This window comes from Staphylococcus sp. GDX8P80P (assembly GCF_017893095.1).
GTDB lineage: Bacteria > Bacillota > Bacilli > Staphylococcales > Staphylococcaceae > Staphylococcus > Staphylococcus borealis.
The window spans coordinates 32462-44260 of sequence record NZ_JAESMI010000021.1 but is presented as its reverse complement, the minus strand read 5'-3'; the positions used below and the strand labels follow the sequence as shown (position 1 = coordinate 44260).

Annotated in this window: 10 protein-coding genes; 2 read left to right on the top strand and 8 right to left on the bottom strand. The window is 32.7% G+C overall.

Annotation, left to right across the window (positions count from 1 at the left end; genetic code table 11):
- Window positions 1–14: 14 nt before the first annotated feature.
- Window positions 15–1964 (top strand): IucA/IucC family protein, encoded by a 1950-nt coding sequence (locus KA858_RS02985; protein WP_210134973.1) that lies wholly within the window; start codon window positions 15–17, stop codon window positions 1962–1964.
- A gap of 81 nt (window positions 1965–2045) precedes the next feature.
- Here KA858_RS02985 and KA858_RS02980 read toward each other — a convergent pair whose 3' ends face one another.
- The 5 genes from KA858_RS02980 to KA858_RS02960 all read right to left on the bottom strand — a co-directional run bounded on the left by KA858_RS02980 (window position 2046) and on the right by KA858_RS02960 (window position 6314).
- Window positions 2046–2579 (bottom strand): Asp23/Gls24 family envelope stress response protein, encoded by a 534-nt coding sequence (locus tag KA858_RS02980; RefSeq protein ID WP_053028531.1) that lies wholly within the window; start codon window positions 2577–2579, stop codon window positions 2046–2048.
- 67 nt (window positions 2580–2646) lie between these two features.
- Entirely contained in the window at window positions 2647–2886 is a 240-nt protein-coding gene (locus KA858_RS02975; RefSeq protein ID WP_053028532.1) for a DUF2273 domain-containing protein, read from the bottom strand.
- Between the two features lie 12 nt (window positions 2887–2898).
- Entirely contained in the window at window positions 2899–3435 is a 537-nt protein-coding gene (gene amaP / locus KA858_RS02970) for an alkaline shock response membrane anchor protein AmaP (RefSeq protein WP_053028533.1), read from the bottom strand.
- A gap of 176 nt (window positions 3436–3611) precedes the next feature.
- Window positions 3612–5162 (bottom strand): BCCT family transporter, encoded by a 1551-nt coding sequence (locus KA858_RS02965; protein ID WP_107628926.1) that lies wholly within the window; start codon window positions 5160–5162, stop codon window positions 3612–3614.
- Window positions 5163–5300: 138 nt separating this feature from the next.
- Window positions 5301–6314, bottom strand: coding sequence for a zinc-binding alcohol dehydrogenase family protein (locus tag KA858_RS02960; protein WP_210134972.1), 1014 nt, complete (start codon window positions 6312–6314; stop codon window positions 5301–5303).
- Between the two features lie 146 nt (window positions 6315–6460).
- Here KA858_RS02960 and KA858_RS02955 point away from each other — a divergent pair, with 146 nt between their 5' ends.
- A complete protein-coding gene (locus KA858_RS02955) occupies window positions 6461–7462 on the top strand; it encodes an LLM class flavin-dependent oxidoreductase (protein ID WP_210134971.1) in 1002 nt (333 codons plus the stop codon).
- 47 nt (window positions 7463–7509) lie between these two features.
- Here the strand turns inward: KA858_RS02955 and KA858_RS02950 are convergent, their stop codons facing one another.
- From KA858_RS02950 to KA858_RS02940, 3 genes are all read right to left on the bottom strand, one after another.
- A complete protein-coding gene (locus KA858_RS02950) occupies window positions 7510–8361 on the bottom strand; it encodes an alpha/beta hydrolase (protein ID WP_210134970.1) in 852 nt (283 codons plus the stop codon).
- Between the two features lie 258 nt (window positions 8362–8619).
- Window positions 8620–10032 carry a 6-phospho-beta-galactosidase gene (gene lacG, locus KA858_RS02945; RefSeq protein ID WP_210134985.1) on the bottom strand — a complete coding sequence of 471 codons (1413 nt, stop codon included), beginning with the start codon at window positions 10030–10032 and terminating at the stop codon, window positions 8620–8622.
- Between the two features lie 15 nt (window positions 10033–10047).
- On the bottom strand, window positions 10048–11799 hold the full coding sequence (locus tag KA858_RS02940) for a lactose-specific PTS transporter subunit EIIC (RefSeq protein ID WP_210134969.1): 1752 nt from the start codon (window positions 11797–11799) through the stop codon (window positions 10048–10050).

Genomic DNA, 11799 nt, shown 5'->3' with positions numbered 1-11799 from the left:
ATTTGAGGTGCCATATGAATCATTTAATTTCAATACATAATAAAAACATACAGTTAACTGAGGAAGAATTAGGCGCGTTAAACTATTTAGAACAAGCGTTACCCCACTTAGTTAGCTACTTTAAAAATGAGTTACTCATTGCACGAGATAAAATCTCACAACGTTTAATTACATCACTCTACAGAGAGAATTTAGTTAACGCTCAATCAAATAGTGTCATCATGTGGTCCAATGATATCGAAGACTGTCCCATCGATGGACAACACCAAATGATGCGCGTGTATTTTCCACAAGAGGATAAATATATCTTTGCACGTATTACTGGTAAACATGCTTTTGGACGTGTGGATGTTGAAGGCCCGTTTTATTATCGCGCTAAACATAGTAACCAATTTTGTCGTATATTGCATCCAAATGAAATATTGGCTAGCATTTTAAAAGAAAATCCAGCGTTAGATAATGAAGCAAGTTCACAATTTAAGGATGATATGGAGAATAGTGTTGCAAACATGGCGTTAGCACTTGCTTATCAAGCTTATGAGATGCAACATGCAAACGAACCATTATTGGACATTATTTTTAATGAACAAGATAGTTATTTACGTTCGGAGCAGGCTGTTATCGAAGGTCATCCGCTTCATCCTGGTGCTAAATTACGTAAAGGGCTAAATGCTAATGAAAATATTAAATATAGTTCTGAATATAATAAAGAAATTAATTTAAAATGTGTACTAATTCATCAAAGTATTGCTAAAACAAAAACGTTATCGCTTACGTATAATGATGAACTAAAATCCCACTTTCCAGAACTCTATCAACGCATTGAAAATGAATGTACTGGTTTTAGTAATCTAGATGATTATGATTTGATGATTGTCCACCCATGGCAGTTTCATAATATATTACTACATCAATACGAAGAAGAATTAAAGCATCATTTAATGATTCCATTAAACGTAGAACTGCCATATTATGCTGGATTATCATTCAGAACATTAATGCCAAAATATCCTGTAACTTTGCCACATATCAAATTATCTACTAATGTGCATATTACTGGTGAAATTAGAACTTTATCTGAACAGACCACACACAATGGTCCTTTAGTGACTCGTATTTTAAATGACATTCTAGAACAAGATGCAGATTTCACATACTATAGAACTGGTATTTTAAATGAATTTGCTGGCATTCACTTTTATAATTCAAATGACGCTGAGGCTATACAAACAGATCGTAGTGAACAATTAGGGACCCTTTTTAGAGATAATATTTATAATCTAATAGACAATGATAGTGTGCCTATTATTCCATCGAGTTTAGTGGCTACTTATAAAAATAATGAAGAACCGCCGATAATCAGTTTAATTCAGCGCTATAAAACGAATTATGTAAAGGATAGTTTAGACGTTGCAGCACACGAATGGCTAACCGACTATATTTCTCAACTGTTGGGTATCGTCATGCCTTTATATGTGAAATATGGTATTGCATTAGAAGCACATTTACAAAATTCAATTGCAACATTTAATACTGATGGCCGATTGCGTACCATATATATTCGTGACTTTGAAGGTTTACGAATCGATGAACAACAATTAAATGAAGCTGGTTATGTGACTGAGCATTTTCACGAAAAATCTAGAATACTAACCGATTCTAAAACTACAGTATTTAATAAAGTATTTTACTCGACTGTTCAAAATCATATAGGTGAACTTATATTGACCGTTTCTAAGTTTATCGATGACGACAAGTTTGAAGCTACATTATGGAATAGTGTTGGAAATATCATTCATCATATTCTAAATCAATTAACAAACGTTGACACAAATCGCATATCTCAAATTAAAAAAGTCATGTTTGATGAAGTTATAGATTATAAATGCGTGACTACAATGCGTTTAGAGGATGAAGCACATCACTATACTTACATTAAAGTAAGTAATCCATTACATAAATAAAATGACCAATCGTTTGAACAAATAAAATGATACAAAAAACCCTTTAGGATGTGAACACAACCTAAAGGGTTAAATTTATACTTATTGTAATCCTGATCTTTCAGAATTGTTATTGTTGTTGTTATTATTTTTTTCGTTTTTTTGTTGCCATTCTTTTTTAGTCATCACATCATCTACTTGCATGTTCACTTCTACTACTTCTAAGCCAGTGATGTATTTAACTTGTTCTTTAACTAAGTCAGTAACTTTACGGAAGATTTTTGGTGCAGATTCACCATATTCTAAAATTACTTTTAAGTCAATTGCTGCTTGTTTTTCGCCAACTTCAACAGAAACACCTGTTGTTACGTTGTTACCACTTGAAAATGCATTAGTGAAGTTATCAGCGAAACCGCCTTTCATATCTAAGATACCTTTAACTTCACGAGCTGCGATGCCTGCGATTTTTTCAACAACTTCATCTGAAAATGTTAATTTGTTTTCAAATTGTTGTTGTTCATTTTGTTGTCTGTATTGTTCTGCTTGTTTTTGTTGTTCTTCTCTTTCTTTTTCATTAACTCCTGTTTGATTGTTATACGCTTGTTTAGCTTTGTTATTATTGTTTTCTACTGACATATTACATTCTCCTTTTATCTATATATTATTTTTTAGTCTTTTAATAATGTGTTCTCAAATAAATAGGTTAACTCCATCTATTTAAAAAATTCATGAAATCCTGTGTACGGTCTTTAATATACCCAACACCGATTCCGATTAAACATAATACGATAACTAAAATTGTTTTCCAAAATCCTAAAGTTAGGAATAAGATTGCTATAATTAAAAATGCAAAGAAACCAATGATTCGCCATTTGTAAGATTTAATAAAGTCAATGATTTGTTGACTTCCATCTTGTCCATTTTGATTATTATTATCAGCCATGTTATCCCTCCCTTACAGAACGCGTTGGCCAGCTGTTTTTTGATCTCTGACATTCACTTCAAGTTTTCTAACTGGTAATTCAGTAAAATGCTCAACATTATGTTTAATGTCTGAACGAATACTTTCAGTTAAAGACTTAACTTGTACATCATTAGGTACTAAGAAGTCAGCCTTAATATCGATGTAAGATTTATTTTTCTTATTATAAAGTTTCGCAACAACGTTAGGTTGTCTTACTTGATCGTATTTAGTAATTGTATCGTAAGCTGATTTTTCGACTGCTTTACGAGATACATAAATATGACCATCATCATAATCTTTGTATAATCCTGGTTTTCTATATGTTGGTTTAAATATGCTGAATACTAATATTAAGCCTATCAATATAAGTAATGCAGCCAAACCAATTAATAGTGGTTGGAACCAATTGAATTGTAGGAAGTAGTCTTGATATTTTGTTATTCGACTATCTTTTATGTACATAAACAATAGGAATCCAACAATAGCAACTATTAATAGGCCGAGGATAAAGTTTTTTAGTCTTTTCACCTCGTACGCACCTCCTAAGTTATTGTTGAATTATTGTATACGAATTAATACCCTATAAATATTATTCAAAACATTAATTCAAAATTATTAATATAATTATTTAAATATTTATTAAATTTTTACTTTCTACAAAGAGTATTCCCAAATTTAGCACAGTGAAAACATATATTTCATTCCTATTTTTTTATTTCTTTTTGCTTCGACGTTTTATACTGCAATATATTTGGAAATTTATTAGACGTTCTTGGATGATCTATACTTAACGATTTAAATAATGACCAAATCATTAATATTATGACAACTGAAAAGGGTAAAGCGGCTATAATAAGTAAGTTTTGAATTGCTTGTGTACCACCGGTATAAATCATAATCATGGCAAATAATGCTAGTATTATACCCCAACTTACTTTGACAAATGAGGCTGGATTAATATCACCTTTTGAACTTAACATGCCTAATACATAGGTTGCTGAATCTGCTGATGTCACAAAGAAAATCATAATTACGACTAAAGTGACAATACTTAAAATAAATCCTAGTGGATAATGTTCTAAAGTAGCAAAGGTTGCTGTTTCTGTTGCTTCTTTTGCAATATTAGCAATACCTTTATCTTGTAAATACACCGCTGATGCGCCGAAAACTGCAAAGAAAAAGAAACATACAAGTGCTGGAACAAATAATACACCGAGAATAAATTCTTTAATCGTACGTCCTCTTGAAACTCTTGCTATAAAGATACCGACGAAGGGTGCCCATGATACCCACCAGGCCCAATAGAAAATAGTCCAGTTTTGAAGCCATTGGAATTTTTCTCCACCATTCATTGGAATACGTAAGCTCATATTAAAGAAATTAAAGATATAATTACCTAATCCATTTGTAAATGTGTTTAGGATATAAAGTGTTGGCCCCACTATAAATAATCCTATTAATACAATAAATGCTAATAGCATATTTACGTTGCTGAGTGTTTTAATTCCTTTATCTATACCAGACCATGCTGACCAAGTAAACAAAGCTGTCGCAATAATAATTAATATAACCTGAGTACCAAAATTATTAGGGATATTAAACAGGAAATTTAAGCCTTCATTGATTTGAAGCGCCCCAAACCCAAGTGTTGCTGCAACGCCAGTAACTGTTGCAATAACAGCTAACACATCAATTGCGCCACCTAAAGGTCCCTTCATAGATTTTTCACCAAATATAGGGACTAGTGTTGCACTTACTAAGCCAGGATATCCTTTATGGAAACTAAAGTATGCAAAGACTAAAGCCACAATTCCATATACAGCCCATGCATGTACACCCCAATGGAAGAATGCAAATTGAAAGGCATCATTAATAGCCGTCTGACTACCTGCTTTATGTATAGGCGTTAACGTAAACGCATGACTGATCGGTTCAGCAGTAGTCCAAAATACCAATCCAATCCCCATACCAGCACTAAATAACATAGCAAACCATGATGGAAGAGAAAATTCAGGATCTTCACCTTCTTCACCAAGTGTAATCGACGCATATCTTGAAAATAATAAATAGACGCAGACAAAGAATATAAGTAAAACTAGCAATAAGTAGTACCATGAGAAATGCTTCGCTATAAATGTAGTAATGTTTTGGGTTCCTATCTCTAATTGTTTAGGAAAAATAGCACCGTATATAACAAATAGTGTACAAATAGCTAATGCTGTCCAAAACACTAAACTAATCGACTTTTTTCGCATCATATACTCCTTTCAACAAATATTGTTTATTCAATTTTGGTCAAAATAAAATGACGTTTATACCTATTGCCTTTTTCAACAGGAATAAACGCCAATTATTCATATTTCTATTACAATTAAATTATTTATATATTTAAGTTATTGCGTTAGACGAATAACTAATTTACCAATCATTGAATTTGATTCTAATAATTGATGTGCTTGATATAGGTTATCAGCCGTTAAGCCCTCTATTACTCTCGTTGTAGTTGGTTTATATACATGTTGCTCAATTTTCTTAGTAATATCTTCTAAATATTCATGATGTCTAATCATATCATCCGTTTGATTCAATGGTCTTGCAAACATAAATTCATGTGAGAAAGTTAAACTTTTAGGTTTCAAAGCATTTAAATCTTGTTTATTTTGAAATGCTACTATCGTTGCAATATGACCTCTTGGCTTCACTAATCCAATCATTGTGTCATAATACATATCTGTATCGAATGTACAAAAGACGTAATCTACTAATTCAATGCCTTGCGCTTTAAATTGCTTAACTAAATATTCTTTGTGATTGAGGACAATGTCAGCACCCATGTCCTTAGTCCAATGAATGGTTTCGTCACGTGATGCAGTCGTTATAACGTGTAGACCATAAGCCTTAGCAATTTGTGTCGCAATACTACCTACACCTCCTGCCCCATTAATGATTAACAATGATTTCCCTTTATTTTCTTCAGGATTATGTGAAATGCCAAATACATCAAACAATGTCTCGGATGCAGTTATACCAGTCAATGGTAAACTTGCAGCTTGCTCGAAGCTAATATTTTGAGGCGCCTTAGCAACTAATCTTTCATCAATGATTTGATATGTTGCGTTTGATCCATTTTGATCGGGTGAGCCAGAATAATATACAATGTCACCTTCCTCAAACATACGAACGTCGCTTCCAACAGATTCAACATAACCGACTGCGTCAAAACCTAATACACGAGGTACTTTTGATACCTCCGTCAAACGTTGTTTCGTATCTACTGGATTAACACTGATAGATTGTATTTTAACTAATAATTCATGTGCCTTTGGTTTTGGAATATCTAACGCGTAAGTTTTAAATAAATTGCCTTCTGATAAATGAAATGGTTGTTCAAATCCAATTACTTTCATTGATTTAACGCCACCTTTAACTATGCTAATGTTTTAACTAAGTATAATATTATAAACAAATAGATAGCAATATAGATGGCTTCATTTTACAATACTAATACAATTTATCTAACTTATTATTACTTTTGAAAGGAGCATATTTACAATTGAAATTAAGCATTTTAGATTATGTTCCAATTTTTGAAAATAGCAATGCCCACGATGCATTTAAGCATAGTATAACGTTAGCTCAAACTGCTGAGAAATTAGGTTATACACGATTTTGGGTTGCTGAACATCATAATGTTTTTTCGGTCGCATCTAGTGCACCAGAAATTGTAATGATGATGTTACTAGAACATACGCAAACGATAAAGATTGGTAGTGGTGGCGTAATGTTACCTCATTATAGTGCTTATAAAGTGGCTGAACAATTTAAAATAATGTCAGCATGTCACCCTCACAGAATAGATATGGGTTTAGGTCGTTCACCAAGTTTTAAGCAAGTAAATGAAGCGCTTAATGAGTATAAAAGCAAAAAGCCCACTCTAGACAATCAAATAGATGATTTGCGACACTACTTTAGTAACCAATATGATGAACCGCATCGATATATGTCTATATATGCAACACCTCAAATTGATGACTCACCTGATATGTTTATTTTAGGAATGAGCAAACGCAGTGCAGAATTAGCTGCGCAAAAAGGGTTACCTTTTGTAATTGCATATATGGGACAACCACAAGATAAACTTAATCATCTTATCAGCTATTATCGACATCGATACAATCAATTGAATGACATATCAGAATCAAAGAAACCTTATGTTATTCTGTCTACATTTGTAGTTACAGCTCAAACGTCTAATAAAGTTGCTGATTTATTAGATGCCCTACATTTATGGCTTTTGCGTATCAATTATCTCAATCAACCAAAATCTTACCCATCAATTATTACTGCGCAACACCGTCATTATACTTCGAGTGAATTAAAAAAAATTGAACAAAACAAGCGTCGTGTTATTAGTGGCCTACCTAATGAAGTACGAATAAAATTAACTCAATTAATAGAAACGTATCATGTAGATGAAATCATGATTATGCCTCACGTGTTTGGAGAAGAAGCTAGACTAGAATTAATTCAACTCATCGCTAACACCTCACAATAAAATCATCGTGTCTGGCGTTACAATTTGACAACTATTATTGTGACACTTTATTCCCACAAAAATTTTATGATTTCATCTGATACTTCTCTATTATGATGTAGCGCACTGTGTTGCGCTTCTTTTCCTGTATATTTAGATTCTCTATAAGTTTTAGGACTATCACCTAACAAATATTTTAAGGAGCGTGACGAACTATTTGATACACTTCCATCTGAATGTGTACCATCTTGTAAGTCACCATAAATATTTAACACTTCTATATTTTTATGATTATAACTATTTTTAAGACCTAATAATTCTTTATAATTTGCGTTCATTTTACTCGGTTTACCGTTTTTATCAACAGATATTTCATTTACTTTTTCATTTAAATTTAAAACACCATTATATGTACCAGCTATGTTTACTTCTTTTTGAAGTTGAGGCAATTCATTGTCATTTCCATAATATTTCATAAAGTAAGCAAATGATAAATTCCCCATTGAATGTGCTACGAAATTATAATGCTCTATATGATATTTTTCTTTCATTTGAGTGAGTACATTTTTAATATTTTTGGCATTTTGAGCTACATCCCCATTTTTATTATCTTCAAATAATATTTTGATAATTGGATTGTTTGACCTCTTCGAGATATTGCCTCTAAACTGAACTTCTCCATTGGTTGAAACATTTGCTGTAACAACATCCTTAGTCACACCTTTATTTACTGCTTGATTGACCATATATTTTTCGGAATGATTCGTTCCTCCATACCCATGCATAAACAATGTTGCAACCTGCTTTTGATCATTATTCTGATAATTAGATGAATGATTACTATTTGTTTGACAACCAACTATCGTAAATATCAATACGCTTATAATTAAACTAAAAATAATGGTTTTAAAAGTGCTCATAATATCATACTCCAATAGGTTTTCTATAAGTATAAATGATATTGTTATAAATATGAAAATTAAGCTAGTTAGTAAATTTAAATACGCTTGTTAATGAACTAAATATAAATTGCTAATTTATTGTAGTAATAGGATTAAACTATTATTAAAGAAATAGGACAGAGATCAGCTTGATATAAGCATTTTCTCTGCCCTAATTGATTGAATATAATAGTTTTGAGGCGGAACTACGAAATTTTTTTAATTTCTGTCCGGATCTTATTTAATTTCCTTACTTTCCGCTAGTTCTTTGTACCAATATGCACTCTTCTTAGGATAACGTTCTTGTGTTTCAAAATCGACATAAAATAGACCATATCGTTTTTCATAACCATTTGACCATGAGAAGACGTCCATTAATGACCATAAGAAGTAACCTTTTACATTGGCTCCATCACGAATAGCATCAGAAATGACTTCAAGATGTTTTTTCACATAATCTATACGAGCGTCATCATCTACCGTTTTACGTTCTTCATCAAATTGGTCTTTGTATCCAAGTCCATTCTCAGTAATGTAGATTTTATGATAATTTGGATAATCTTTAACTACACGCATGATTTGATCATATAATCCTTTTGGATAAATCATCCAGTCCCAATCAGTACGGGGTACATCAACATCAAATTCACGTTGACCTACACCTTTGAGTTGATATTTAGAACCACCTTTATCACCTGTGGCATTATGCGTAATTTCAGATTCACCTTCATAACCTCTCATCCAATCACTCATGTAGTAATTGATACCTAAGAAGTCATTTAAATCTTTGGCCGCATCCAATATTTTATAATCTTCTTCTGGTATATCTAATTTACCACCATTAACAGATAAAATGTGTTGAACGCCTTCCATAGTTTCACGAGAATATTTACCAAGATAAGTTGCATCTAAGATAAATTTATTGTGAATGATATCTTCTAATTCAGCTGCTCTAACATCTTCTGGGTTTGTTGGATCATAAGGGTATTTAGTTGGCAATGCGTGTACGACTCCAATTTCACCACTATAGCCATTATCCTTAAATAACTTCACAGCTTTTGCATGTGCGACCATCATGTTGTGGTGTGATTGAAACACTTTAGCAAAGTCATACTTAATTCCTGGTGGGAATTTACCTACTAAATATTGGCCATCACCAATAGGTCCAATTTCATTAAATGTCGTCCAATAATTAACCTCTGGAAATTCTTCAAAACAGAATTTTGCATATGCCACAAAATAATCGATTGTCTTACGATTTAAGAAGTCACCGTCACTGTGCAATGTTTCAGGCGTATCAAAGTGATGCAATGTTACAAATGGCTCTACATGTCTTTTATGACATTCTTTAAATAAATTATGATAGTATTCTACACCTTTAGGATTAACTTCACCATATCCGTCAGGGAATATACGTGACCATGCAATCGAAATACGAATACCATTCACACCAAATTTTTCACTTAATTCTAAATCAATAGGATATTTATTGTAAAAATCACTTGCTGGTTCAGCTGTATACCAATAGTTTTCTTCAAGATACGTGTCCCATGCTACACGACCTTTTCCATCTGTGTGAGTCGCGCCTTCTGCTTGATAAGCCGCTGTCGCACCACCGAATATAAAATCTTCTGGTAATTTTTTCATTATACTTTCATCTCCTATTTATTTTTCAAATTGTTGTTGAACGAAGTCTAATGCTGCTTTGCCATCTCGAGTTAAATTAATATATTCAACACCTTGTGTTTTTGCTAATTTAATACCTAATCGATCTGTATCTTGTTTGATATCTTCATAGTTTGAAGCAACTTGAGGCGCTAAAATAATTAATTGATAATCTTTCATAATATCCATATGCGCACCATAACCGCCTGCTGCTGCTTTAACAGGAACATTATAGTCTTCAGCTGCTTTATTTAAAGCGTTAGCTAATAGACCGCTAGTTCCTCCACCAGCACATAGAACAAGTACATTGGTTTGTTCTGTGATGTTACTTTGTTGCGTTTCATTCTTATTGATTTCTTCATCTCGACCTGTTTGAGAATGACTTGTATCAGTCGCACCAGCTGATGCTAGGATGGCATCTGCTTTTTTAGTATCAAAGTTTGCTGCTACTTTGTTTTGCAACTCATTATTAGCAGTTTTATTTCCTAATTCTTCTTCTAAAATTTGTTCATCATACACTTTTACAAATGGGTAGTAAATAATTACATCTACTACAATTAAGACGATAGCAAGTAAAAATGACCAAAATGCAAAACCAGTACCCATCACGATACCTAATGGACCTGGTGTAGTCCATGGTAAGAAGATACTAAAACTGTTCATTCCTAATACATCTACGAAGAACTTAAAGATCCATACGTTTGCAATTGGGGCAAAGATAAATGGAATAAAGAACACTGGGTTTAACACTAAAGGTGCCCCAAATAAAATTGGTTCATTGACACCAAAGAATGTAGGTACTACAGATGCTCTACCAATCGCTTTATTACGTTTTGATTTCGTTAGCCACATGAACATAAAAGGTACTACTAATGTTGCACCTGTACCACCCATTGTTACAACGAACATTTGGGTACCAGGTGTAATAACTTTATCTGCATGCTCACCTGCTTGAATTAAATGTAAGTTCGCTTCAAGGTTGGCATAAGTAATTGCTGCTATCGCAGGTTCCACGATTGATGGACCATGAATACCTACGAACCAGAAGAATGCAAAGGCACCAAAAATAATAGTTACACCAACCCAACCATCTGCTGCAGTAAACAATGGTTCAAATAATTTTAATACGCCATTGGCTACATTCGTATGTACAGTAGCTCTCACAATTAAATCTAACGCATATAAAATAATGATTACTGCTGATAGAGGAAATATATCTTTGAACACTTGCGAAATGTTAGGTGGAACTTCTTTCGGCATTTTGATTGTAATTTCACGTTTGATAAAGAAGTTATATACAATCACTGTAATAAATGCTGATAGAAATGCTGTTAATAAACCTTTCGTTCCCATAAACCCACTTAAGAATCCACCATCTTTTGCAGGATCCGCTGCTAGGAATAAAAAGCCACACATTGCTGCCATCATAGTTGAGATAAAGTTAATTTGATTTGTTTTATCCAATTTCCGGTTAAATGAATCAGTCAATGATTTAGCAGTCGTACCTGCTACTATAAAACCAACAATTCCCATCGTATAGTTGTATGGTTTCATTAGAATTCCTTCCATTGTTTTACTCCATGTGAAACCAAACACGTTAGGAACATAGGTAACTAAAATAAAGATACTAGAGAATAAGATAATTGGGATTGCTGCGATAAATCCATCACGAATAGCTCTTAAATAAATATTACGAGATATTTTTTCAAAGAACGGTTTTCCTTTCTCAATCCAGGCAATTAATTTGTTCAT